We start from the raw sequence: 24,717 nt of genomic DNA, 5'->3' as shown, positions 1-24,717 counted from the left end.
GGACCCTGTGGGAGAGTAGGACGCCGCCGAACAATTTTTCCGGGAAAGCCCCGCACCTTTTGGTGCGGGGCTTTTCTGCGTTCCCGGGCCCTTTTCCCGTGCGGTCCGGGGGCTACACCGGGGTGACCAGACGGGTCGAGATCGGCATGGCCTGCCCATGGCCTGCCTAGGAGTCGCTGAAGCGCCGCGAGCCCGGGGCCGGCCGCGATTATGAGCATCTCCGGATCCCGTGTATGGTTTACCTCGTTGCCACAGCGCAGCGAGGCCCCAATAGCTCAGTCGGTAGAGCGTCTCCATGGTAAGGAGAAGGTCTGCGGTTCGATTCCGCATTGGGGCTCAGAGGAAAGACGAAAGGCCCCCGCCAGCCGGCGGGGGCCTTTCGCGTTGGAGTCATTGGAGTCAGACGAGAGGCGGCTCCGGGACGCGCATGGCCAGGATCGCCATGTCGTCCGAGGCCGGCTCGGCCGCGAAGCGTTCCACGGCCCGCAGAATGCGTGAGGCGACCGCTCCGGCCGTCAGGCCCGTACAGGTCGACAGGACGTCCGCCAGGCCGTCGTCGCCCAGCATGCGGGTTCCCTCGCGGCGTTCGGTGACGCCGTCCGTGACGCACAGCAGGACGTCACCCGGGTTGAGGACGACCTCCTGTTCGTACAGATCGAGGTCCTCGATGACGCCGAGCAGGGGCTGCGGCTCCGCGGCGGCCTCGACGGAGCCGTCCTGGCGCAGGCGCAGCGGCAGCGGGTGGCCGGCGCAGACGACCTTCAGGAGGGCGCTGCCGTCCTCCTGGGGCCACAGCTCGCCGTACAGAAGGGTCAGGAAGCGGCTGCGGGCGCCCTCGTCGAGGATCGCCGCGTTGAGGCGCTCCAGGACCGCGGGGCCGCCGAAGCCCTCGCGGGCGAGCAGGCGCAGCGCGTGACGGGCCAGGCCCGTGACGGCGGCGGCCTCGGGCCCCGTACCGCACACGTCGCCGATGGCGAAGCCGTAGGCGCCGTCGCTGATCGTGAAGACGTCGTAGAAGTCGCCGCCGACCTCGTTGCCCTCGCCCGCGGCACGGTAGATGACCTCGATCTCGACGTTCGGCACGTCGGGGAGACCCGGGGGCAGCAGGCTGCGCTGGAGGGACTGGCTGATCGCCATGCGCTCCGAGTACAGACGGGCGTTGTCCAGGGCCAGGGCGGCCCTGCGGGACAGGTCCTCGGCCAGTTCCAGGATCTCCTGACGGAAGTGGTCGTCCGAGGGCTTGCCGAGCGTCAGCATGCCGATCACGCGGTTGCGGGCGACCAGCGGCAGGACCACCGTCTCGCCGCCGACGGCCTGCGCCGTGGCGAGCGTGGTGCGGGTGGCCGTGCTCATGCTCAGGGGCGCGTCGTGCTGCAGGCTGCGGGTCGAGGTGCTCAGCGCGGCACGGTGACCGGCCTCCGAGGGGGCGGCCCAGCCCCGGGCGCCCGGGGTCGGTACCGGATCCGGCGGGGCGATTTTGGAGAGCAGGGCCTTGAGCCCGTCGATGAGGTCCTCGTCCTCGTGGAGCACGTAGGAGAGGTACGGCTCGGACGACTGGTCCGCGATCGTGTAGACGGCGCACCAGGTGGCCAGCGTCGGGACGGTCATCTGGGCCATGAGCGCCAGGGTCTGGTCCCGGTCGAGCGTGCCGGCCAGCAGGTCGGAGGCCTCGACGAGGAAGGACAGGGAGCCGCGGCGCAGCCGTTCCAGCTCGCCGAGCCGGGCGGACTCCACGGCGAGCGCGATGCGGTCCGCCGCGAACTGGAGGCGCAGGGCCTCCTCGTTGGAATAGCGGCCCGCGCGTTCCGCGGCGACGCCGAGGGAGCCGGTGAGGCGGCCCTCGACCTTCAGCGGCACCGTGACGACCGAGCGCATCCCGGTGTCGGCGAGCAGGGGGACGGCACCGGGGACGGCGGCGAGGTCCTCGTGGACCGCCGGCATCCGGGCGGAGCCGTAGCGTCCCGTCCCGGCTTCGACGGGGACCCGGGCGAAGCGCTGGCGGGCCGAGGGGAGGCCCGTCGTGGCGCGGACCTCCAGTTCCGTCTCGTCGTCCGTGGCGAGCAGGAGGAACGCCGCGTCGGCGTCGAGCATGTCGCGTGCCCGCTCGACCGTCCGCTGGAGAAGGCTGTCCAGGTCGTCCGGGGCCGGGGAGCCGATGAAGACCTCGAACGGGTCCGCGGTGCGGTTGTCGGCCGAGGAGTCGGTGACCGGCGCGCGGACGGGCGACTGGAGCACGGCGCGCTCGTCGTCGCGGACGAGGAGGCAGACCGTGGAGGGTTCGCCGTCGGTGTCGCGGACCCGCAGGTGCGAGGAGTAAACGGCGATGGTCCGGCCGTCGGCGCCGCGGATGCCGTAGCTGCCCTCCCAACGGGAGAGCTGGAGGGCGTCGGCGATGCCGGTATTGGTCCCCGGGGTGTGCGGCCAGGCCACGAAGTCGGTGAACTGCTTGCCGGTGACCTGTTCCGCGGTGTGCCCGAAGACGTAGGTGGCGTCGTCGTTCCACGCACTGATCGCGCCGGTGCTGTCGATCTGGACGACGGCGACCCGGACCCGCTGGTCGGTGACGGGCAGGAGCGAGGTGGGCAGGACCGGGCCCGCGGACCGGATGCCCACCGGCCGGTCGGGCAGGTCCAGCTGGAACCAGACGTGTTTACGGGTGGGGGAGTACTCGACGCCCCAGCGTGAGGCCAGGGCGGCGCAGAGCAGCAGACCGCGGCCGTTCTCGCGGTCGGGGCTGCCGAAGTCGAGGCCGTTGCTCTGGAGCGGGACCTCGCGTTCCGGGTAGTGGTCGGACACCTCGACACGGACGCCGTCCGCGGTGCGCAGGCACAGCACGTCCGCCGCCGTCCCCGCGTGCACGACGGCGTTGGTCACGAGCTCACTGGTGAGGACGACGGCGTCGTCGACGACATCGTTGTAGCCCCACCCCTGGAGCGTGTCCCGGACGAAGGCACGGGCGGTCGCGACTGAGCGCCCGACCGGTTCGAAGGTGGCGGCCGCGCGCGCGGTGATCACAGCACTCCCCATATGGTGTCTCGTCGCTTCCCCGAGTCCTGTGCCCGTTTATCGCCGCTTCGACTCGCCTGCCAGGCTAGACGTTCGTCAAGGGTGCCGGGTACACGAGGGCCGAGTTCGGGACAGGACGCTCCGGCAGCGGTGCGCGGGTGCCCAAGTATGGACTCCCGGTGCAAGGGATGGCGGGCAACCGCGACAGGTTGCCCGCCGACTGGTTCCGGCCTGGTACGTTGCAACGATTTGACGTCCGCCCGGTCGCCCATTGACGGTGTGCAGTGGCGGTGAGCCAAAGTGGAACTGGGCAAGCTTCCGGATAGGCCCGAGTGAAACGGTCAACCCCTGCGGGAGGGACACGGTGGAGTCTGGCGTGGCGGCGCAGGGTTCTCAGGCGCGTACAAAAGGCGGACAGTCCGTGAAAAAGCAGCGCAATGGCACCGTCGAAGTGGACGCGGCGGCTCTGAACAGAGTGCTCGCGGGCCTCATGGCGATGCGCGACGGCAATTTCCGCCGGCGGCTCACCGTCTCCGGCGACGGCGTGATGACGGAGATCACGGCGGTCTTCAACGAGGTCGCCGACCGGAACCTTCATCTCACCGGTGAGCTGGCGCGCGTACGGCGTGTGGTCGGGCGGGAGGGCAAGCTCACGGAGCGGCTGGAGACGGGCGCCTGCGAGGGTTCCTGGGCCGCCGCGATCGACGCCTCCAACGAGCTCGTCGACGATCTCGCGCGACCGGTCTCCGAAGTGGGCCGGGTCCTGTCGGCGGTCGCCGACGGTGATCTGGAGCAGCGGATGGAGCTGCGGTCGCACACGACGGACGAGACGGTCCGGCCGCTGCGGGGCGAGTTCCTGAAGGTCGCCCGTACGGTCAACAACCTGGTCGACCAGCTGTCGGTCTTCACCGAGCAGGTGACCCGGGTCGCCGTCGAGGTGGGCACCGAGGGCAAGCTCGGCGGGCAGGCGCAGGTGCGCGGCATGTCCGGGTCCTGGAAGGACCTCACGGACTCCGTGAACACCATGGCGTACCGGCTGACGGCCCAGGTGCGGGACATCGCGCTGGTGACGACGGCGGTCGCCAAGGGCGATCTGTCGCGGAAGGTCACCGTCCACGTGGCCGGTGAGATGCTCCAGCTGAAGAACACCGTCAACACGATGGTCGACCAGCTGTCCTCGTTCTCCTCCGAGGTGACGCGCGTCGCCCGTGAGGTCGGCACGGAGGGCGAGCTGGGTGGTCAGGCGACCGTGCCGGGTGTGGCCGGCGTGTGGAAGGACCTCACCGACTCCGTCAACACGATGGCGGGCAACCTCACCTCCCAGGTGCGCGGCATCGCGGAGGTGACGACGGCGGTCGCCAGCGGTGACCTGACGCAGAAGGTCACGGTGAGCGCGCGCGGCGAGGTCGCGCAGCTCGCCGAGACGATCAACCAGATGACCGAGACACTGCGCACCTTCGCGGACGAAGTGACGCGGGTGGCGAGCGAGGTCGGTGGCGAAGGGCTGCTCGGCGGTCAGGCGCAGGTGCCGGGCGCGGCGGGGACGTGGAAGGACCTCACCGACTCGGTGAACACGGTCTTCCGGAACCTGACGACGCAGGTGCGCGACATCGCGCAGGTCACGACGGCGGTGGCCAGCGGTGACATGTCGCAGAAGGTCACGGTCGACGTGGCCGGGGAGATGCTGGAGCTGAAGAACACCGTCAACACGATGGTGGACCAGCTCCAGTCCTTCGGTTCCGAGGTGACCCGCGTCGCCCGCGAGGTCGGCGTCGAGGGCCGGCTCGGGGGCCAGGCCGAGGTGCCGGGCGCGGCGGGGACCTGGAAGGACCTCACCGACTCGGTGAACACCGCGTTCCGCAACCTGACCGGTCAGGTCCGCGACATCGCGCAGGTCACCACCGCGGTCGCGAACGGTGATCTGTCGCAGAAGGTCACCGTGGACGTGGCCGGGGAGATGCTGGAGCTGAAGAACACCGTCAACACGATGGTGGCGCAGCTGTCCAGCTTCGCCGACCAGGTGACGCGGATGGCCCGGGACGTGGGCACCGAGGGCCGCCTCGGCGGTCAGGCGCGCGTGGACGGTGTGTCGGGTACGTGGAAGGAGCTCACGGACTCCGTCAACTTCATGGCCGGGAACCTCACGTCCCAGGTGCGGCAGATCGCCCAGGTGACGACGGCGGTGGCGCGGGGTGACCTGTCGCAGAAGATCGACGTGGACGCCCGGGGCGAGATCCTGGAGCTGAAGAACACCATCAACACGATGGTCGACCAGCTGTCCGCCTTCGCCGACCAGGTCACCCGGGTGGCCCGGGAGGTGGGCACGGACGGGCGGCTCGGCGGTCAGGCGCAGGTGCCCGGTGTGGCCGGAGTGTGGCGTGATCTCACCGATTCGGTGAACGGGATGGCGGGAAACCTGACCGCTCAGGTCCGTAACATCGCGCAGGTCGCCACGGCGGTGGCGCGCGGTGATCTGTCGCAGAAGATCGACGTGGACGCCCGGGGCGAGATCCTGGAGCTGAAGAACACCCTCAACACGATGGTCGACCAGCTGTCCAACTTCGCGGAGCAGGTGACGCGGGTCGCCCGCGAGGTGGGTACGGAGGGCATCCTCGGCGGTCAGGCCGAGGTCCAGGGCGTGTCCGGTACGTGGAAGGACCTCACCCAGTCCGTCAACGGCATGGCGAACAACCTGACCCTCCAGGTGCGCAACATCGCCGAGGTCACCACCGCGGTCGCCAAGGGCGATCTCTCCAAGAAGATCACCGTCGACGCCAAGGGCGAGATCCTCGAACTGGTCACGACCGTCAACACGATGGTCGACCAGCTGCTGAACTTCGCCGACGAGGTGTCCAGGGTGGCCCGTGAAGTGGGCACCGAGGGGATTCTCGGCGGTCAGGCGCGGGTGCGCGGGGCGACCGGTATCTGGAAGGACCTCAGCGAGAACGTCAACCTGATGGCCAACAATCTGACCAGCCAGGTACGGAACATCTCCCGGGTCTCCTCCGCGGTCGCCAACGGTGATCTGACGAAGAAGGTCACCGTGGAGGCGCGCGGCGAGGTCGCGGAGCTGGCCGACACCGTCAACACGATGGTGACGACCCTGTCCTCGTTCGCCGACGAGGTCACGCGGGTGGCCCGCGAGGTGGGCACGGAGGGCGAGCTGGGCGGCCAGGCCCGGGTGCCGGGAGTCGCCGGTACGTGGAAGGACCTCACCGAGTCCGTGAACTCGATGGCCTCCAACCTGACCGGTCAGGTGCGGCAGATCGCCACGGTCACCACGGCCATCGCCAAGGGCGACCTGACCAAGAAGATCGACATCGACGCCCGGGGTGAGATCCAGGAGCTGAAGAACACCATCAACACGATGGTCGACCAGCTGTCCTCGTTCGCGGAGCAGGTGACCCGGGTCGCCCGTGAGGTGGGTACCGAGGGGCAGCTGGGCGGTCAGGCGCGGGTGCGGGACGTCGACGGCACCTGGCGCGACCTCACCGAGTCGGTGAACGAGATGGCCGGGAACCTGACCCGCCAGGTCCGCGCCATCGCGGCCGTCGCCACCGCGGTGACCCGCGGCGATCTGAACCTCAAGATCGATGTGGACGCGGCCGGCGAGATCCAGGTTCTTCAGGACAACATCAACACGATGATCGCGAACCTGCGTGACACCACTCTCGCCAACAAGGAGCAGGACTGGCTGAAGGGCAACCTGGCCCGGATCTCCGGTCTGATGCAGGGCCGCCGCGATCTGGACGACGTGGCCTCGCTGATCATGAGTGAGCTGACGCCGGTGGTCTCGGCGCAGCACGGTGCGTTCTTCCTGGCCATGGCCGCGGGCGACTCGGACGAGGTGGGTCCGGACGACGGTGCGGCCAGCGCGTACGAGCTGCGGATGCGAGGGAGTTACGGCTACTCCGCGGGTTCGATGCCGACGTCCTTCCGGCCCGGTGAGACGCTCATCGGGACGGCGGCCGAGGAGAAGCGGACGATCCAGGTGGACAACGTGCCGCCGGGCTATCTGAAGATCTCCTCCGGACTGGGTGAGGCTCCTCCGGCGCATGTGATCGTGCTGCCGGTGCTCTTCGAGGGCAAGGTCCTCGGCGTGATCGAACTGGCCTCCTTCCAGCCGTTCACGCATATCCAGCGGGACTTCCTCAACCAGCTCGCCGAGATGATCGCGACGAGCGTCAACACGATCAGCGTCAACACCAAGACCGAGAAGCTCCTGGAGCAGTCGCAGGAGCTGGCCGAGCAACTGCGTGACCGCTCGAAGGAGTTGGAGAACCGGCAGAAGGCCCTCCAGGCGTCCAACGCCGAACTGGAGGAGAAGGCCGAGCTGCTGGCCCAGCAGAACCGCGACATCGAGGTGAAGAACACCGAGATCGAGGAGGCGCGGCAGGTGCTGGAGGAGCGCGCCGAGCAGCTCGCGGTCTCGATGCGCTACAAGTCCGAGTTCCTGGCGAACATGTCGCACGAGCTGCGTACGCCGCTCAACTCGCTGCTGATCCTGGCCAAGCTGCTGGCGGACAACGCCGAGGGCAATCTCTCGCCGAAGCAGGTGGAGTTCGCCGAGACGATCCATGGGGCCGGTTCCGACCTGCTCCAGCTGATCAACGACATCCTCGACCTGTCGAAGGTCGAGGCGGGCAAGATGGACGTCAGCCCGACCAGGATCGCGCTGGTCCAGCTGGTCGACTACGTGGAGGCGACCTTCCGCCCGCTCACCGCGGAGAAGGGGCTCGACTTCTCCGTACGGGTGTCGCCGGAGCTTCCCGCGACACTGCACACCGACGAGCAGCGCCTGCTGCAGGTGCTGCGCAACCTGCTGTCCAACGCGGTGAAGTTCACCGACAGCGGTGCTGTGGAACTGGTGATCAGGCCGGCCGGCGCCGATGTGCCCAACGCGATCCGGGAGCACTTGCTGGAGGCGGGTTCGCTGCGGGACGCGGACGCTGATCTCATCGCGTTCTCGGTCACCGACACCGGGATCGGGATCGCGTCCAGCAAGATGCTGGTGATCTTCGAGGCGTTCAAGCAGGCGGACGGTACGACGAGCCGGAAGTACGGCGGCACCGGCCTCGGCCTCTCCATCAGCCGGGAGATCGCACGGCTGCTCGGCGGCGAGATCCACGCGGCGAGCGAGCCGGGACGTGGTTCCACCTTCACCCTGTACCTGCCGTTGCACCGTGCCGAGCTGCCGCCCCAGGGCTACCCCCCGGTGGGTTCCGGATCCGCCGAGGTGCTGGGCGGCGCGGGCGGGACGGTGCATGTGCAGTCGCCGGGGCAGTCGGCTCCGTTCGGCGACCCGGCCAACTCCGCGGGGACGTTCCGCCGGCGGCGCAAGGCCCTGGGGGACGCGGCCCGCAGGCCCGCGTTGTCGGCCGGCCGCACCACGTCCGGGAGCGCCCCGGAGCAGGAGGGGTGGGTGCAGGGGAGTCAGGACGGGAGTCAGGTCCAGGACCGGGCGGCGGAGGAGCCGGAGCCCCGGCGGACATTCCGCTTCCGCGGTGAGAAGGTGCTCATCGTCGACGACGACATCCGCAATGTCTTCGCGCTCACCAGCGTGCTGGAGCAGCACGGACTGGCGGTGCTGTACGCGGAGAACGGCCGCGAGGGCATCGAAGTGCTGGAGCAGCACGACGATGTGGCGGTCGTGCTGATGGACATCATGATGCCCGAGATGGACGGCTATGCGACGACGACCGCGATCCGGCGGATGCCGCAGTTCGCCGGACTGCCGATCGTCGCGCTCACCGCGAAGGCGATGAAGGGTGACCGGGAGAAGGCCATCGATTGCGGAGCTTCCGACTATGTGACGAAGCCGGTCGATCCTGATCACCTGCTCGCGGTGATGGAGCAGTGGATGCACGGAGAGTGATCGAGGGTTGAATGAATCGATGTGAGTTGTTGACCGACTGTGCTCGAACGGGTGTGAACGCACTGCGTTCGGGGAACCTTCTGGTCCCCCACCGCGTTTGGGGTATGTGCACAGTGACATCGCGGTGACAGGGTGTGGTGACGGGCGAGGTGCGGCTACCATGACCGGCACAAGGACGGACGGCGTAAGGGAGTCGTCCCCTGGGGCGGCACCCGGCGTATTTCCGGGGCGAGGAGGACGGGCCATGGTGCAGAAGGCCAAGATCCTCCTGGTCGATGACCGGCCGGAGAATCTGCTGGCGCTGGAGGCCATCCTCTCTGCGCTCGATCAGACACTGGTCCGGGCATCGTCAGGGGAGGAAGCACTCAAAGCGCTGCTCACGGACGACTTCGCGGTCATTCTGCTGGACGTCCAGATGCCGGGCATGGACGGTTTCGAGACGGCCGCGCACATCAAGCGGCGGGAGCGGACCCGGGACATCCCGATCATCTTCCTCACCGCGATCAACCACGGTCCGCATCACACCTTCCGCGGCTACGCGGCCGGTGCGGTGGACTACATCTCGAAGCCGTTCGACCCGTGGGTGCTGCGCGCCAAGGTCTCGGTCTTCGTCGAGCTATACATGAAGAACTGCAAGCTCCGCGAGCAGGCCGCGCTGCTGCGGCTCCAGTTGGAGGGCGACGGCCACACGGGCGGCGAGCACGAGAGGGAGCCGACCGGTCTGCTGGCCGAACTCTCCGCGCGGCTCGCGGCGGTCGAGGAGCAGGCGGAAGCGCTCTCCAAGCAGCTCGACGACGAATCGGCGGACGCTGCCGCGGTGGCCACGGCCGCCCACCTGGAGCGCAAGCTGACCGGCCTGCGTCGCGCGCTCGACGCGCTGGAGCCGGGCACCGGCGGGGGCGCGGGCGTGCTGCCCGCACAGAGCTGACACCCTTGCTCCTCCGCCGTGAGGAGACGTCAGTTCCCCGCCGTCCGAAGGCGACACGGTCGGGTGAACCCGTAGGCGAACGTGTTCACGGGCGACGACGGCGGTAACCTCGGCACCATGGCCTCACGTACGTCCGGCAAGGGTTCCCAGGGCACGGCGGGCACCGCGAAGCGCGTCGGCCGTACCCCGGGCCCGGCGAAGAAAGCCGCGCCCGCCAAGAAGACCGCGCCGAAGAAGTCGGCTGCTCCCGCGAAGAAGGCTCCCGCGAAGAAGGCGGCGGCCAAGAAGCCCGCGCCCAAACCCGCACCGTCACCCACCGGGGGCATCTACCGGCTGGTGCGGGCGGTCTGGCTCGGGTCGGCGCACGGTGTCGGCGCAGTGTTCCGCTCGATAGGGCGTGGAGCCAAGGGACTTGACCCCGCCCACCGCAAGGACGGGCTCGCGCTGCTGCTGCTCGGCCTGGCCCTGATCGTCGCCGCGGGCACCTGGTCCCATCTCCAGGGACCGGTCGGCGACCTGGTCGAGATGCTGGTGACCGGGGCCTTCGGCCGACTCGATCTGCTCGCGCCGATACTGCTGGGCGCGATGGCGGTGCGGCTGATCCTGTACCCGGAGCGGCCCGAGGCCAACGGACGCATCGTCATCGGGCTGTCCGCCCTGGTCATCGGGGTCCTCGGCCAGGTCCACATCGCCTGTGGTTCGCCGGGCCGGGACGCGGGCACCGAGGCGATGCAGGACGCGGGCGGGCTGGTCGGCTGGGCCGCCTCCAAGCCGCTGATCTTCATGATGGGCGAGGTGCTCGCCGTACCGCTGCTGCTCCTGCTGACGGTGTTCGGGCTCCTCGTCGTCACCGCCACCCCGGTCAACGCCATTCCGCAGCGGCTGCGTCAGCTCGGCGCCCGCCTCGGCATCGTGGAACCGGCACCCGAGGGGTACGAGGGGTACGAGGACGACGACGAGCGCTACGACGAACAGTGGCGCGAGGCGCTGCCCGAGCGGCCCCACCGACGCGGTGCGCGGCGCACGGACGCGGACCCGCTCCACGACCACGACCAGGCCGAGGCGGAAGCGCTCACCAAGCGCAGGAGGCCCCGCAGGCCTCCCGTGCAGCCCGCGATGAACCGGCCGCTGGACGCGGTGGACGTCGCGGCCGCCGCTGCCGCCGCACTCGACGGGGCCGTGCTCAACGGCATGCCGCCCTCGCCGATCGTCGCCGACCTGACCCAGGGCGTCTCCGTGGACCGGGAGCGCACCGGGACGCCCGTCCCCGGCGCCCGCGAGGCCGAGCGGCACGCAGCGGGCAGGACCGGGGCGGGGCGCCGCCGGCCGGACCGGTCCGAGGACGCCGACGGGGCGACCGGCGGTGACCGTTCCGGTGACGCGTCCGGCCGGTCCGGTACCGTTCCCGACCTGACCAAACCCGCACCGGAGCGTTCCGAGGGTCTGCCCGCCCGCGCCGAGCAGCTCCAGCTGTCCGGCGACATCACGTACTCGCTGCCCTCGCTCGACCTGCTGGAGCGCGGCGGACCGGGCAAGACCCGCAGCGCCGCCAACGACGTCGTCGTGGCCTCGCTGACCAACGTCTTCTCCGAGTTCAAGGTCGACGCCGCGGTCACCGGCTTCACCCGGGGCCCGACGGTCACCCGGTACGAGATCGAGCTCGGCCCGGCCGTGAAGGTCGAGAAGATCACGGCCCTGGCCAAGAACATCGCGTACGCCGTGGCGAGCCCGGACGTGCGGATCATCTCGCCGATCCCGGGCAAGTCCGCCGTCGGCATCGAGATTCCCAACTCCGACCGGGAGATGGTCAACCTCGGCGATGTGCTGCGCCTCGCGGACGCCGCGGAGGACGACCACCCGATGCTCGTGGCGCTCGGCAAGAACGTCGAGGGCGGCTACGAGATGGCCAACCTCGCCAAGATGCCCCACGTCCTGGTCGCCGGCGCCACCGGCTCCGGCAAGTCCTCCTGCATCAACTGCCTGATCACCTCGATCATGGTGCGGGCCACCCCGGACGACGTGCGGATGGTCCTCGTCGACCCCAAGCGCGTCGAGCTCACCGCGTACGAGGGCATCCCCCACCTCATCACCCCGATCATCACCAACCCCAAGAAGGCCGCCGAGGCGCTCCAGTGGGTCGTGCGGGAGATGGACCTGCGCTACGACGACCTCGCCAACTTCGGCTACCGGCACATCGACGACTTCAACCACGCGGTGCGCAACGGCAAGTGCAAGGCGCCCGAGGGCAGCGAGCGGGAGCTGTCCCCGTACCCGTACCTGCTGGTGATCGTCGACGAGCTGGCCGACCTGATGATGGTGGCCCCGCGTGACGTCGAGGACTCGATCGTCCGCATCACCCAGCTGGCCCGCGCCGCAGGCATCCACCTGGTGCTCGCCACCCAGCGACCCTCGGTCGACGTGGTGACCGGTCTGATCAAGGCCAACGTGCCCTCCCGGCTCGCCTTCGCCACCTCCTCCCTCGCCGACAGCCGGGTCATCCTCGACCAGCCCGGCGCCGAGAAGCTCATCGGCAAGGGTGACGGGCTCTTCCTCCCGATGGGGGCCAACAAACCCACCCGTATGCAGGGAGCGTTCGTCACCGAGGACGAGGTCGCCGCCGTCGTCCAGCACTGCAAGGACCAGATGGCCCCGGTCTTCCGGGACGACGTCGTGGTGGGGACGAAGCAGAAGAAGGAGATCGACGAGGACATCGGCGACGACCTGGACCTGCTCTGTCAGGCCGCCGAGCTGGTCGTCTCCACCCAGTTCGGATCGACCTCGATGCTCCAGCGCAAGCTCCGGGTCGGCTTCGCGAAGGCGGGCCGGCTGATGGACCTGATGGAGTCCCGCAACATCGTCGGACCCAGCGAGGGCTCCAAGGCGCGCGACGTCATGGTGAAACCCGAGGAACTCGACGGGGTGTTGGCCGTCATCCGCGGGGAATCCGCTCCGTAAAGGTTTTGTGGGCAACCGTTTCGTACGGTCGTACGTCCAGTTGAAGGGAGGGACGGAACCGTGCTCCTCCCCGCTGCTCGCTTCCTCGTCACCCCACCCGTATTCCCACCCCGTTCGGCCCACTACAGGTTGACCAGTCCTCGATCGGGGCTGTGCTCCGTCCCCGCTCCGCCCCGGAGCCGGCGGCGGGGCCGTCCGGCGAACCCGATGGCGTACAAAGTCGTCCCTCCCGGTTGCCCCTCCCTTTCGTACCCGCTCTAGACTGAACATCCAGCAGGTGGCTCACGCTCGAAAGGCGCCCCCGTGTCCATCGGCAACTCTCCCGAAGACGACCGGCCTTCGATCGGTCGTGCCCTTCAGCAGGCTCGTATCGCCGCAGCTCTGACGGTCGAGGAAGTCAGCAGCTCCACCCGGGTGCGCATCCCCATCGTGCACGCGATCGAGCAGGACGACTTCTCCCGCTGCGGCGGCGACGTCTACGCCCGCGGCCACATCCGCACGCTCGCGCGCGCCGTCGGCCTCGATCCGGAACCGCTGGTCGAGGAGTACGACGCCGATCACGGCGGCCGTCCCGCACCGACCCCCGCGGCACCGCTGTTCGAAGCGGAACGCATCCGCTCCGAACCCCGCCGGCCCAACTGGACCGCCGCCATGGTCGCGGCCATCGTCGCCGTCATCGGGTTCGTCGGCTTCACGCTCTTCAGCGGCGAGGACGAACCCGCGAACACCGCGCAGATCGCGGAGGGCTCCAAGCCCGACAAGACCGCGGCCGAGCCCACCGCCACCAAGCCCTCCGACCCCGAGCCCGTGCCCTCCGAGAGCGCCATCGCCGCCGCCCCCCGGGACAAGGTGACGGTCAAGCTCAGTGCGGACCGGGGCAAGAGCTGGATCTCGGCCAAGGACCACAACGGGCGGCTGCTCTTCGACGGGCTGCTGCTCCAGGGCGAGTCCAAGACCTTCCAGGACAAGGAGCGCATCGACCTCGTCCTCGGCGACGCCGGGGCGATCGAGCTCTTCGTCAACGGCAAGCAGGTCCAGGACCGCTTCGGTCCGGGCCAGGTCGAGCGGCTCTCCTACACCAAGGGTGATCCCGAGGCCGGCTGATCCGCCGCCCTCCGTTCCCGTACACGTCCCGACGGGCGTCCGGCCTCGCGCCGGGCGCCCGTCGGCGTTCCCCGGCCCGGACACTGTCACTCCCCGTAGCAGGGAAGGGGCTCCGTGCGGCGTCGGCAACCCTGCACGGCAGGGGGGCCGCCGGGACAAAGTAGTCTTGAGTCCATGCCCGAACGCCGTACCGTCGCCCTTGTCACTCTTGGCTGCGCCCGTAACGAGGTGGACTCGGAGGAGCTTGCAGGCCGCTTGGCAGCGGACGGCTGGGACCTCGTCGAGGATGCCTCCGACGCGGATGTCGCAGTCGTCAACACCTGTGGGTTCGTCGAAGCCGCCAAGAAGGACTCCGTCGACGCCCTGCTCGAAGCCAATGATCTGAAGGACCAGGGCCGCACCCAGGCCGTCGTCGCCGTCGGCTGCATGGCCGAGCGCTACGGCAAGGACCTCGCCGAGGCCCTGCCGGAGGCGGACGGCGTCCTCGGATTCGACGACTACGCCGATATCTCCGACCGGCTCCAGACCATCCTCAACGGCGGCATCCACGCCTCGCACACCCCGCGCGACCGCCGCAAGCTGCTGCCGATCAGCCCCGCCGAGCGGCAGGACGCCGCCGTGGCGCTGCCCGGCCACGCCCAGGAGACGCCCGCCCCCGCCCCCGAGGACCTTCCCGAAGGGGTCGCGCCGGTCTCCGGGCCGCGGGCGCCGCTGCGCCGCAGGCTCGGCACCAGCCCCGTCGCCTCGGTGAAGCTCGCCTCCGGCTGCGACCGACGCTGCTCCTTCTGCGCCATTCCCTCCTTCCGCGGATCGTTCATCTCGCGGCGTCCCTCGGACGTGCTGCAGGAGACCCGCTGGCTGGCCGAGCAGGGCGTCAAGGAGGTCATGCTCGTCTCCGAGAACAACACCTCCTACGGCAAGGACCTCGGCGACATCCGCCTCCTGGAGACCCTGCTGCCCGAGCTGGCCGACGTGGACGGCATCGAGCGGATCCGGGTCAGCTACCTCCAGCCCGCCGAGATGCGTCCCGGACTCATCGACGTCCTCACCTCGACGCCGAAGGTCGCCCCGTACTTCGACCTCTCCTTCCAGCACTCCGCCCCGGGTGTGCTGCGCGCGATGCGCCGCTTCGGCGACACCGACCGCTTCCTGGAGCTCCTGGACACCATCCGGACCAAGGCGCCCCAGGCCGGCGCCCGCTCCAACTTCATCGTCGGCTTCCCCGGCGAGACCGAGGCGGACCTCGCCGAGCTGGAACGCTTCCTCACCGGCGCCCGCCTCGACGCGATCGGCGTCTTCGGCTACTCCGACGAGGAGGGCACCGAGGCGGTCGGCTACGAGAACAAGCTCGACGCCGACACCATCGCGGAGCGCCTCGCCCACATCTCCCAGCTGGCCGAGGAGCTGACCTCGCAGCGGGCCGAGGAGCGCGTCGGCGAGACCCTCCAGGTGCTGGTGGAGTCCGTGGAGTCGGACGACGACGGCGAGGCCGCGATCGGACGTGCGGCGCACCAGGCCCCCGAAACGGATGGCCAGGTGGTCTTCACCACACGCGAGGGACTCGTGCCGGGCCGTATGGTCGAGGCAAAGGCAGTGGGCACCGAGGGCGTCGACCTGGTGGCCGAACACCACGAGCTTGCGGAGGCAGCCAGATGACCGGAGTCCCGGCATCCGCGGCAGGCGGCTCCGGCGCGAAGCCGGTCCGCGGCGGCAAGCTGGGCACTGCGGCCGTCAACCAGGCCAGCCTGTGGAACATCGCCAACATCCTGACCATGGTGCGGTTGCTGCTCGTGCCCGGCTTCGTGCTGCTGCTGTTCCACGACGGCGGATACGATCCGGTCTGGCGCGCCTTCGCCTGGGCGGCCTTCGCCATCGCGATGATCACCGACCTGTTCGACGGCCATCTGGCACGGGCGTACAACCTGGTGACGGACTTCGGGAAGATCGCCGACCCGATCGCCGACAAGGCGATCATGGGCGCGGCGCTGGTCTCCCTCTCCGTCCTGGGCGACCTGCCGTGGTGGATCACCGGAGTGATCCTCGCCCGTGAGCTGGGCATCACGCTGATGCGGTTCTGGGTGATCCGGCACGCGGTGATCCCGGCGAGCAGAGGCGGCAAGCTGAAGACGCTCGCACAGGGGACGGCGGCCGGGATGTATGTCCTGGTGCTCACCGGCCCCCTGGCGACCTTGCGCTTCTGGGTGATGATGGTCGCCGTCGTGCTGACGGTCGTCACCGGACTCGATTACGTACGCCAGGCCGTCGTCCTGCGCCGCAAGGGCCTCGCCGCCGAGCGCGCCGCCGCAGCCGAGCGGGCCGGGGAGGCCCTTGCGGCCACTGAGGCCACAGAGGCGCTCGAGACCCCTGGCGGCACCGCGGCTGATGTCCAGGCCCCCGCCGCCGGCACCGCGGCCGGTGCCGGTCCGGCCGCGGGCGCTGTGACCGGTGTGACGGACGTACGACGTGCGTCCGAGGCGCGCGACGCCGCGGAGGCCGAGCGGTGACAGCCGCTGCCCGGGTGCTCCGGCTTCTCGGAGCGCGGGGCGAGACGCTCGCCGTCGCCGAATCGCTGACGGGCGGCCTGGTCGCCGCCGATCTGACCTCCGTACCCGGTGCTTCCCGGTCCTTCCGGGGATCGGTGACGGCATACGCCACCTTCCTGAAGCGGGATGTCCTGGGCGTCGACGGGGCTCTTCTGGCGGAGCGCGGAGCCGTGGACCCCGAGGTCGCACTGCAGATGGCGGCCGGGGTACGCCGGGTTCTCGACGCCGACTGGGGCGTCTCCACCACGGGGGTCGCGGGGCCGGCACCACAGGACGGGCAGCCGGTCGGCACCGTCTACGTGGCCGTGGCCGGGCCCCTTGGCGTCGAGAAAGTGACGGCTCTGCGGTTGAATGGTGAGAGGGCGGATATCCGTAGTGAGAGTGTGCGAAGCGCCCTCGACCTGCTCGCGAGCGAACTCGGTGAGAATGCGCGGGCACAGGATACGGAACAGAACGGGGGGAATTGATGTTTGCAGCCCTGAGTGAACACGACATCGCTCCCCGCACGGCCGCAGCACAAGGCGGTACGGTAGGGCGTGAAGGATGCGGCTACGCGGTCCGAGGAGGGAGCCACCGATGATTCTGCTCCGTCGCCTGCTGGGTGACGTGCTGCGTCGGCAGCGCCAGCGCCAAGGCCGTACTCTGCGCGAAGTCTCCTCGTCCGCCCGGGTCTCGCTCGGTTATCTCTCCGAGGTGGAGCGGGGGCAGAAGGAGGCATCCTCCGAGCTGCTCTCCGCGATTTGCGACGCGCTTGACGTACGGATGTCCGAGCTCATGCGTGAAGTGAGCGACGAGCTCTCGCTCGCTGAGCTGGCCGAGTCGGCAGCTGCCAGTGATCCGGTCCCAGTACCGGTTCGTCCCATGCTCAATTCCGTCTCCGTCTCGTCGGTCGCAGGTGTGCCGTCGGGGCGGGTGACCATCAAGGCGCCCGCGGAAGCGGTGGACGTCGTCGCCGCCTGATCCACGCGGCACAGTTGCTCGACCGGAGTCCCGGTCGGCCCCTGACGGGGTCGGCCGGGACTTCTGCGTTGCGTGCGGCCGTGGGCCGGTGGGCGCACGGAGGATCCGGTGGGCATATGGAGGATTCGGTGGGCGTATGGGAGGTGCCTCGTATGACCGTTTTGCTTCATACATGCCATCGTCGGTGATGTGCCGAGGCGGCCGGTGAAGCGGCTGACGGAGGGGGCAGCGCACATGACCCGAGTGGAAGGAGAGCGGCATCGTGAGTGATGACAGCGCCATGGACAAGCTCAAGGGCAAGGGCAAGGAAGCGGTCGGCAAGCTGACCGGCGACCACCGGAAGGAGGCCGAGGGCAAGGCCGACCAGGCCAAGGGCCGGGCCAAGGACGCGGTGGACGAGGTCGGCGACCGTGCGAAGGGCGTCAAGGACTCTCTTCGCAGCGACGACGACGCGTAGTCCTGCGGCCCGCCGCGCCCGCCCCCCAGGGGTTTGAGTGATCGGAGTGCCCCCGCCGAAACGGCGGGGGCACTCCTGTGCGGGTGGCCCCTCGGCCGGACGTTCTGGGTGCACCGCCGCCGCTGCCAGGGGAAACTGCGGGAAAGGGCGTCGGCCGCAGGAGGCAGCGATGAGACGGCGTTGGGTGCCGGCGCTGGTCCTCGGCGGGCTGTGGTGGTGGGCGGTGCTCCGGCTGGTGCTGCATCCGGATCAGGCGGGGTTGGTGGAGGGGGCGGTGGCGGCGGGTGGCTGGGGACTGAGCCTGTTGCCGGTGCATGTCGCGTCGGTTCCGTCGGTCGTGCCGTTGGGTCCGTTGGGCTCGTTGACGAGGCGGCGGACGGGCCCCGGGGGCGGTGGCGGGGATGGGGGCGGTTCCGGAGGCGGTGGTCGGCGGGGGCGGTCTGCCGGGCTGCTCACCAGGGCATGGCGACGCCGCCGTTCGGCCGGAGGATCTGGCCGGTCGTGAACGCCGAGGCGTCCGACGCCAGGTGCAGCACGGTATGGGCGACGTCCTCGGGTTCGCCGACCCGGCCCAGCGGGGAGATCCGGGCCATCGTCGCCTCCGCCCGGTGCCGGCCGGCGGCATCGCGCCGGTCGGTCATCGGCGTACGGATCCAGCCGGGCGCGACGGCGTTCACCCGTATGGCGTGGGGTCCCAGCTCCGTGGCGAGGGTCTTGGTGAGCTGCACCACGGCAGCCTTCGCGGCGCTGTAGCAGAGCAGGCCCGCGCTCGCGGAGTCCACGGCGCCGGACGCCATCGTGATCAGTGAGCCGGGTGCGGAGCGGGCCGTCATGGAGCGGGCCACTTCCTGGCAGGCGTACAGCACCCCTTTGAAGTTGACCGCCAGCACCCGGTCCAGGTCCTCGTCCGCCGTCTCCAGCACGCTGCTGGTGTGCATGATCCCGGCCGCGGCGACCAGGATGCCGAGATGTCCGGCCGCGCCGACGGCCGCACGGACCTGGTCGCGGTCGGTGACGTCGAGGGCGTGGGTCCGGGCGCTGCCGCCGGCGTCGGCGATCAGGTCGTACGTCCGGCGCAGGCCCGTCTCGTCGCGGTCCGCGCAGTGCACCGTGGCTCCGGCCTCAGCGAGCAGCAGGGCGCTCGCCCGCCCGATACCGCTCGCCGCACCGGTGATGAACGCGGCACGGCCCGTGAGGTCGTACACGGAGAGAGGCATGACGGGACCGTACGACCGCATCTGACGGAGCGTCAACTAGGGGGCCGGGCCTGATTGGCAGCCGGGGCACCAGTAGGTGGGCCGGCCGCCCTGGTCGGCGAGACGGATCGGGGCGCCGCAGCGCAGACAGGGACGGCGGGCGCGCCCGTAGACGTACAGCCGCTCCTGTACGCGAACGGATGCTCCGGTGGGAGGGCCCGGATGCCCTGTCGGGGTGCGGAGTCCGGAGGTGATGGTCGTGGTGCGGGTGGGGCGGTCGCGGTTGGCGTGCAGCAGGCGCTCGGCCAGGGTGACGAGCCGGGGGAGTACGCCGTCGGGCAGAGCGCCCACGGGGAGCCAGGGGGTGACGCGGGCCAGGAAGCACAGCTCGCACTTGTAGACATTGCCGATGCCCGCCAGATTGCGCTGGTCCACGAGTGCCTCGCCGAGGGGGCGCTCCGGTGCGGCCAGCAGCCGGTCCAGGGCGATGCCGGGGGCCCAGTCGGGGCCCAGCAGGTCCGGGCCCAGATGGCCCACGGCCCGGCTCTCCTCGCTGGTGCGCAGCAGTTCCAGCACAGGCAGGCGGTAGCCGACCGCGGTGTGCTCCGCGTTGGCGAGGATCGCTCGGATCTGGTGTCCCGGGCCGCCCCGCCAGCGCTCGTCCGGGTCGTACACCCGCCAGGATCCGTCCATCCGGAGGTGGCTGTGCAGGGTCAGGCCGCCCTCGATACGGGTCAGCAGGTGCTTGCCGCGCGCGGTGACGTCCAGGACGGTCCGGCCGGTGAGGTCGGCGGTGGCGAAGCGGGGGACCCGCAGGTCCGACCGGGTCAGCACCTGCCCCGCCAGTGCCTCGTGCAGCCGGGTGGCGGTCCGCAGGACGGTGTCTCCTTCGGGCATGCCTCCATGATGGGTGCGCCGGGGCGGTTGTGCGCCGACCCGGGCCCGCCGCCGACCCGGGGCCTGATCCGGTGGCCCGGGTCAGCCGCGCAGGCGCAGGCCTCTCGGGGTGGCGAGGAACCCGGCCGCCTCCAGTGTCCGGCCCAGCGGCGAGGTGAGGGAGGAGACGCCGTTCGTCCGCTCCACCGTCACCGTGCCCAGGGTGCCGGCTCGGGCCGAGGCGGCCAAGGCCCCGGCAGCCGCTCGCAGGGCTGGGGCCTCGGGGTCGGACGGCCAGGCCAGGAGGGTCTTGCCGCCGCGCTCCATGTAGAGCGTCAGCTCGCCGTCGACGAGGACCACCAGCGCCCCCGCCTTGCGGCCCGGCTTGTGTCCGGCACCGTCCGGGGACTCGGGCCACGGCAGGGCCGCGCCGTACGCGTTGGCAGGGTCGGCGGCCGCGAGCACCAGGGCCTGGGGTGCGGCGTCCGGATCCCGGCGGTCACGCGCCGTGGACGCCGCCCGCAGCCGGTCCACCGCGCCCTCCATCGCGAACTGGGCGGCCCCGAGCCCCTCGACCACATAGCCGCGCCGTGCCTGCCCGTTGTCCTCGAAGGCGGCCAGGACGCGGTACGTCGCGGAGAAGCCGCCCTCCACCCCCTCGGCCTGCACCGCGCCCCGGGTCACGACACCGTGCCGGTCGAGGAGGGTGCGGGCCAGGGCGTGGGCGCGGTGGGTCCGTTCCGGTTCGACCGGGGGCAGCAGGGACCAGCGGCCCGAAACGGTCGGCGGGCCGGTACGGGACGCGGGACGGGCGGCGGCGGTGAGCGAGCCGTAGCGCCCGCGCGGGACGCTGCGCCGGGAGCGGTGGGCGGTGGAGCCGGCCGTCCGTCCCGAGCCCAGGAGCGAACGCAGCGGGGCCAGGGTGTCGTTGGTGAGCCGCCCGGACCAGGCCAGGTCCCACAGGGCGTCGGCCAGCTGCTGGTCCGTGCAGTCCGGGTGGGTCGTGGCCCGCACCTGGTCGGCGATCTGGCGGAAGAAGAGGGCGTATCCGCCGGAGAGCGTGGTGAGCGCGGACGCGTGGAGCGCCGACAGCTCCAGCGGATGCGGAGGAGGCAGGAGCAGCGGCGCACTGTCGGCGAGGTAGAGACAGACCCAGCCGTCCTTGCCGGGCAACGCCCCCGCACCGGCCCAGACGACCTCGCCCGTGGTCGTCAGCTCGTCGAGCATCGCCGGGGCGTAGCCCATGACCCGGCTCGGCAGGATCAGCTTCTCCAGCGCCGACGCGGGGACGGGCGCGCCCTGGAGCTGCTCGACGGCGCGGGCCAGCCCGTCGATGCCCCGCAGGCTGTTGGAGCCGAAGTGCTGCCACTGGGGGAGGAAGGAGGCGAGGGCCGCGGGCGGCACCGGCTCCAGCTCCTGGCGGAGCGCCGCCAGCGAACGGCGGCGGAGCCGGCGCAGCACCGTGGCGTCGCACCATTCCTGACCGATGCCCGCCGGATGGAATTCGCCCTGGACGATCCTGCCGGAGGCCGACAGCCGGTGCAGCGCGCCGTCGGTGACGGCGGTGCCGAGCCCGAAACGCTCGGCGGCCCGGGTGGCGGTGAACGGGCCGTGCGTCCGTGCGAAGCGGGCGAGAAGGTCGCCGAGCGGGTCCTTCACCGGCTCGGTGAACGCCTCGGGAACGCCGACCGGAAGCGCGGTGCCGAGGGCGTCGCGCAGTCGGCCCGCGTCCTCGATCGCCGCCCAGTGACCGGTACCGGCGATCCGGACCTGGATCGCTCGGCGGGCCGCCGCCAGCTCCGGCGCCCAGGACGGCTCGGCGCCCCGCTCGGCCAGCTCGGCGTCCGTGAGCGGACCGAGCACGCGCAGCAGGTCGGCGACCCCCTCGGCGTCCTTGATCCGCCGGTCCTCGGTGAGCCACCGCAGCTCCCGCTCCAGCTCGGTGAGGACCTCGGGGTCGAGCAGTTCACGCAGCTCCGCCTGACCCAGCAGCTCGGCGAGGAGACGGGAGTCCAGGGAGAGGGCGGCGGCGCGCCGCTCGGCGAGCGGCGAGTCGCCCTCGTACAGGAACTGGGCCACGTAGCCGAAGAGGAGCGAACGGGCGAACGGTGAGGGCTCCTGGGTGGTCACCTCGACCAGCCGGACCCGGCGCGCCTCCAGGTCGCCCATCAGTTCCGTGAGCCCGGGGACGTCGAACACGTCCTGGAGGCATTCGCGGACGGCCTCCAGAACGATCGGGAACGAGCCGAACTCCGAGGCGACCTGGAGCAGCTGGGAGGCCCGCTGGCGCTGCTGCCAGAGCGGGGTGCGCTTGCCGGGGGAGCGCCGGGGCAGCAGCAGGGCGCGCGCGGCGCACTCCCGGAACCGGGCGGCGAACAGAGCCGATCCGCCCACCTGGTCGGTGACGATCTGCTGGACCTCGCCCTGGTCGAAGACGACGTCGGCGGCCGCCACCGGGGGCTGGTCGCTGTCGTACGCCGCGGTCGCCGGCGCCGGTCCGCCGGTCCCGGTGTCCGGGTCCCCCGGGGCGTCGAGGTCGAGCAGGTCCAGGCCCATCATGTCCGCGTCGGGCAGCCGCAGCACGATGCCGTCGTCGGCGTGCATGACCTGGGCGTCCATGCCGTACCGCTCACCGAGGCGGGCGGAGAGGGCGAGCGCCCACGGGGCGTGCACCTGGGCGCCGAAGGGGGAGTGCACGACGACCCGCCAGTCGCCGAGCTCGTCCCGGAACCGCTCGACCAGGATCGTCCGGTCGTCCGGCACATGACCGCAGGCCCGGCGCTGCTCGTCGAGGTAGGCCAGGATGTTGTCCGCCGCCCAGGCGTCGAGTCCGGCGGCGAGCAGGCGCAGCCGGGCGTCCTCCTCGGACAGACCGCCGATCTCGCGGAGGAAGGCCCCCAGGGCGCGGCCGAGCTCCAGTGGGCGGCCCAGCTGGTCGCCCTTCCAGAACGGCAGCCGCCCCGGAACGCCCGGTGCGGGCGAGACGAGGACCCGGTCCCGGGTGATGTCCTCGATCCGCCAGGACGTCGTGCCCAGGGTGAAGACGTCGCCGACGCGGGACTCGTAGACCATCTCCTCGTCCAGCTCGCCGACCCGGCCGCCGCCCTTCTTCGGGTCGGCCCCGGCCAGGAAGACCCCGAAGAGCCCCCGGTCGGGAATGGTGCCGCCCGAGGTGACGGCGAGCCGCTGCGCGCCGGGGCGGCCCGTGACCGTACCCCCGACCCGGTCCCACACCACCCGGGGGCGCAGCTCCGCGAAGGCGTCGGAGGGATAGCGTCCCGCGAGCATGTCGAGCACGGCGGTGAACGCCGACTCGGGGAGCGAGGCGAACGGGGCGGCCCGCCGGACCAGGGCCAGCAGGTCGTCGGCCTGCCAGCTGTCCAGAGCCACCATGGCGACCAGCTGCTGCGCCAGCACGTCCAGCGGATTGGACGGGACGCGCAGCGCCTCGATGGCCCCTTCGCGCATCCGCTCGGTGACGACGGCGGCCTGCACCAGATCGCCGCGGTACTTCGGGAAGACCACCCCGGTGGAGACCGCGCCCACCTGGTGCCCGGCCCGGCCCACCCGCTGGAGGCCGGAGGCGACGGAGGGCGGGGACTCCACCTGGACCACCAGGTCGACCGCGCCCATGTCGATGCCGAGCTCCAGGCTGGAGGTGGCGACCACGGCGGGCAGCCGGCCCGCCTTGAGATCCTCCTCCACCTGGGCCCGCTGCTCCTTGGACACCGAGCCGTGGTGGGCACGGGCCAGCAGGGCGGGGGCGCCCCTGCCCGTGCCGGACTGGGCCATGATCTCCGCCGGGGCGTGGGCCTCCGGGAGGGCGGGGGCCGGGTTGTCGGGATCGAACGCGGTGCCGGTCGCCCGCTCGTACGCGATCTCGTTCAGCCGGTTGCACAGCCGCTCCGCCAGCCGCCGGGAGTTGGCGAAGACGATGGTGGAGCGGTGCGACTGGACGAGATCGGCGATGCGCTCCTCGACATGCGGCCAGATCGAGGGCTTGTCCGCCTGACCGGAGTCGCCGTCCGTGGCGGGGGAACCGCCCAGCTCGCCCAGGTCCTCGACCGGGACGACGACCGAGAGGTCGAACTCCTTGGTGGACCGGGGCTGGACGATCTCCACCTTGCGCTGCGGCGACAGGAAGCGGGCCACCTCGTCGACCGGCCGGACCGTCGCGGACAGGCCGATGCGCCGGGCGGGCCGGGGCAGCAGCTCGTCGAGACGCTCCAGGGAGAGGGCGAGATGGGCACCGCGTTTCGTCCCGGCGACCGCGTGCACCTCGTCGAGGATCACCGTCTCGATGCCGGCCAGCGCGTCCCGGGCGGAGGACGTCAGCATCAGGAACAGGGATTCGGGCGTGGTGATCAGGATGTCCGGTGGTCTCGTCACCAGGGAGCGCCGCTCGGCGGGCGGGGTGTCTCCGGACCGGATGCCGACCCGCACCTCCGGCTCCGGCAGGCCCAGGCGCACCGACTCCTGGCGGATGCCGGTCAGGGGCGAGCGGAGGTTGCGCTCGACGTCGACCGCGAGTGCCTTGAGCGGGGACACATACAGCACGCGGCAGCGCTTCCTCGCCTCGGCGGGCGGCGGCTCGGCCGCCAGCCGGTCCAGCGAGGCGAGGAACGCTGCCAGCGTCTTGCCGGAACCGGTCGGTGCGACGACCAGGACATCGCTGCCCTCGCCGATGGCCCGCCAGGCGCCCTCCTGCGCGGCGGTGGGCGCGCTGAAGGCCCCGGCGAACCAACCGCGGGTCGCGGGCGAGAAGGCGTCGAGAGCGGAGCCGGTCATGTCCCCCATCGTGCACCCCGCCACTGACA

General features: G+C 71.0%; 14 protein-coding genes and 1 tRNA gene. 11 read left to right on the top strand and 4 right to left on the bottom strand.

All coding sequences use genetic code 11. From position 1 onward, the window contains the following. Window positions 1–264: 264 nt before the first annotated feature. Window positions 265–337, top strand: a tRNA-Thr gene (locus ACGF2Y_RS23445). Between the two features lie 62 nt (window positions 338–399). On the opposite strand, the gene ACGF2Y_RS23440 is transcribed toward ACGF2Y_RS23445, so the two are convergent. Beyond that, window positions 400–3,027 (bottom strand): SpoIIE family protein phosphatase, encoded by a 2,628-nt coding sequence (locus ACGF2Y_RS23440; RefSeq protein WP_392950687.1) that lies wholly within the window; start codon window positions 3,025–3,027, stop codon window positions 400–402. Window positions 3,028–3,427: 400 nt separating this feature from the next. On the opposite strand from ACGF2Y_RS23440, the gene ACGF2Y_RS23435 reads away from it, so the two are divergent. The 10 genes from ACGF2Y_RS23435 to ACGF2Y_RS23390 all read left to right on the top strand — a co-directional run bounded on the left by ACGF2Y_RS23435 (window position 3,428) and on the right by ACGF2Y_RS23390 (window position 18,333). After that, entirely contained in the window at window positions 3,428–8,881 is a 5,454-nt protein-coding gene (locus ACGF2Y_RS23435) for a HAMP domain-containing protein (protein WP_392950685.1), read from the top strand. 244 nt (window positions 8,882–9,125) lie between these two features. Beyond that, window positions 9,126–9,809 (top strand): two-component system response regulator, encoded by a 684-nt coding sequence (locus ACGF2Y_RS23430; protein WP_392950682.1) that lies wholly within the window; start codon window positions 9,126–9,128, stop codon window positions 9,807–9,809. Window positions 9,810–9,926: 117 nt separating this feature from the next. Beyond that, complete coding sequence (locus ACGF2Y_RS23425; protein ID WP_392950680.1) at window positions 9,927–12,764, top strand: DNA translocase FtsK; 2,838 nt, start codon at window positions 9,927–9,929, stop codon at window positions 12,762–12,764. Window positions 12,765–13,067: 303 nt separating this feature from the next. Continuing rightward, window positions 13,068–13,868, top strand: coding sequence for a helix-turn-helix domain-containing protein (locus tag ACGF2Y_RS23420; protein WP_392950678.1), 801 nt, complete (start codon window positions 13,068–13,070; stop codon window positions 13,866–13,868). 174 nt (window positions 13,869–14,042) lie between these two features. After that, complete coding sequence (gene rimO, locus ACGF2Y_RS23415; RefSeq protein ID WP_392950675.1) at window positions 14,043–15,524, top strand: 30S ribosomal protein S12 methylthiotransferase RimO; 1,482 nt, start codon at window positions 14,043–14,045, stop codon at window positions 15,522–15,524. Then, complete coding sequence (gene pgsA / locus ACGF2Y_RS23410; protein ID WP_392950672.1) at window positions 15,521–16,372, top strand: CDP-diacylglycerol--glycerol-3-phosphate 3-phosphatidyltransferase; 852 nt, start codon at window positions 15,521–15,523, stop codon at window positions 16,370–16,372. Before rimO ends, pgsA begins: the two co-directional genes overlap by 4 nt. Further along, complete coding sequence (locus ACGF2Y_RS23405) at window positions 16,369–16,878, top strand: CinA family protein (protein ID WP_392950669.1); 510 nt, start codon at window positions 16,369–16,371, stop codon at window positions 16,876–16,878. The genes pgsA and ACGF2Y_RS23405 overlap by 4 nt, the downstream gene beginning before the upstream one ends. Window positions 16,879–16,987: 109 nt before the next feature. Next, window positions 16,988–17,371, top strand: a complete 384-nt coding sequence (locus tag ACGF2Y_RS23400) for a helix-turn-helix domain-containing protein (RefSeq protein ID WP_003965837.1) — start codon at window positions 16,988–16,990, stop codon at window positions 17,369–17,371. Window positions 17,372–17,651: 280 nt separating this feature from the next. Beyond that, a complete protein-coding gene (locus tag ACGF2Y_RS23395) occupies window positions 17,652–17,828 on the top strand; it encodes a CsbD family protein (RefSeq protein ID WP_392950703.1) in 177 nt (58 codons plus the stop codon). Window positions 17,829–17,997: 169 nt separating this feature from the next. Further along, entirely contained in the window at window positions 17,998–18,333 is a 336-nt protein-coding gene (locus ACGF2Y_RS23390; RefSeq protein WP_392950667.1) for a hypothetical protein, read from the top strand. Here the strand turns inward: ACGF2Y_RS23390 and ACGF2Y_RS23385 are convergent. The 3 genes from ACGF2Y_RS23385 to ACGF2Y_RS23375 all read right to left on the bottom strand — a co-directional run bounded on the left by ACGF2Y_RS23385 (window position 18,281) and on the right by ACGF2Y_RS23375 (window position 24,688). Then, window positions 18,281–19,045, bottom strand: a complete 765-nt coding sequence (locus ACGF2Y_RS23385) for an SDR family NAD(P)-dependent oxidoreductase (RefSeq protein ID WP_392950664.1) — start codon at window positions 19,043–19,045, stop codon at window positions 18,281–18,283. The genes ACGF2Y_RS23390 and ACGF2Y_RS23385 overlap by 53 nt on opposite strands. Before the next feature lie 36 nt (window positions 19,046–19,081). Then, on the bottom strand, window positions 19,082–19,921 hold the full coding sequence (locus tag ACGF2Y_RS23380; protein WP_392950662.1) for an Fpg/Nei family DNA glycosylase: 840 nt from the start codon (window positions 19,919–19,921) through the stop codon (window positions 19,082–19,084). 81 nt (window positions 19,922–20,002) lie between these two features. Beyond that, entirely contained in the window at window positions 20,003–24,688 is a 4,686-nt protein-coding gene (locus tag ACGF2Y_RS23375; protein ID WP_392950659.1) for a DEAD/DEAH box helicase, read from the bottom strand. Between the last annotated feature and the right edge of the window lie 29 nt (window positions 24,689–24,717).

Origin of the sequence: Streptomyces sp. NPDC048142 (assembly GCF_043202835.1) — a bacterium.
Classification (GTDB): domain Bacteria; phylum Actinomycetota; class Actinomycetes; order Streptomycetales; family Streptomycetaceae; genus Streptomyces.
This window is presented reverse-complemented; position numbering and strand designations above follow the sequence as displayed.

Bases quoted from the DNA above. Each gene is read 5' to 3' on its own strand.
- ACGF2Y_RS23440 (WP_392950687.1), bottom strand. From the start codon at position 3,027: ATGGGGAGTGCTGTGATCACCGCGCGCGCGGCCGCCACCTTCGAACCG.
- ACGF2Y_RS23430 (WP_392950682.1), top strand. From the start codon at position 9,126: ATGGTGCAGAAGGCCAAGATCCTCCTGGTCGATGACCGGCCGGAGAAT.
- ACGF2Y_RS23425 (WP_392950680.1), top strand. From the start codon at position 9,927: ATGGCCTCACGTACGTCCGGCAAGGGTTCCCAGGGCACGGCGGGCACC.
- rimO (WP_392950675.1), top strand. From the start codon at position 14,043: ATGCCCGAACGCCGTACCGTCGCCCTTGTCACTCTTGGCTGCGCCCGT.
- pgsA (WP_392950672.1), top strand. From the start codon at position 15,521: ATGACCGGAGTCCCGGCATCCGCGGCAGGCGGCTCCGGCGCGAAGCCG.
- ACGF2Y_RS23400 (WP_003965837.1), top strand. From the start codon at position 16,988: ATGATTCTGCTCCGTCGCCTGCTGGGTGACGTGCTGCGTCGGCAGCGC.
- ACGF2Y_RS23395 (WP_392950703.1), top strand. From the start codon at position 17,652: ATGGACAAGCTCAAGGGCAAGGGCAAGGAAGCGGTCGGCAAGCTGACC.
- ACGF2Y_RS23390 (WP_392950667.1), top strand. From the start codon at position 17,998: ATGAGACGGCGTTGGGTGCCGGCGCTGGTCCTCGGCGGGCTGTGGTGG.
- ACGF2Y_RS23385 (WP_392950664.1), bottom strand. From the start codon at position 19,045: ATGCCTCTCTCCGTGTACGACCTCACGGGCCGTGCCGCGTTCATCACC.
- ACGF2Y_RS23380 (WP_392950662.1), bottom strand. From the start codon at position 19,921: ATGCCCGAAGGAGACACCGTCCTGCGGACCGCCACCCGGCTGCACGAG.
- ACGF2Y_RS23375 (WP_392950659.1), bottom strand. From the start codon at position 24,688: ATGACCGGCTCCGCTCTCGACGCCTTCTCGCCCGCGACCCGCGGTTGG.